Source organism: Streptomyces sp. P9(2023), from assembly GCF_032436795.1.
Taxonomy (GTDB): Bacteria; Actinomycetota; Actinomycetes; order Streptomycetales; family Streptomycetaceae; genus Streptomyces.
Genome location: NZ_JAUPWM010000410.1, coordinates 1 through 277, shown reverse-complemented (window position 1 = coordinate 277; position 277 = coordinate 1). Strand labels below are relative to the sequence as shown.

Annotated in this window: 1 protein-coding gene; it reads right to left on the bottom strand. The window is 40.4% G+C overall.

The window, feature by feature from the left end:
- The coding region (locus tag Q5762_RS38140) for a hypothetical protein (RefSeq protein WP_315896901.1) at positions 1–236 on the bottom strand (236 nt) is incomplete at its 3' end.
- Positions 237–277 lie beyond the last annotated feature (41 nt).

Sequence of the window (277 nt, the reverse complement as noted above, 5' to 3'; positions counted from 1 at the left end):
GGTACTTCCTCAGGAGCATAGGCTTGGTAACGTAAATCTATCTCTTCCTCGTCATGAACCGTTAAGTCTTCTTCATCGTCTTGGAAAAGTGTATTCTTAATGCGGTTAATCATTGAATGACCAGGCTTCTCTTGATTCTTTTGATTCTTTTGAGAGCGTGATTCCGGCTGGATAGATTCAGATTTAGCGGCCTCTTCTTGTTTTTCTTCTTTACTTTGTTTAGCCTCTTGTCTCACTTCCTTAATCTTTCCACCGACATTTTCAGTGATTGTCCTAC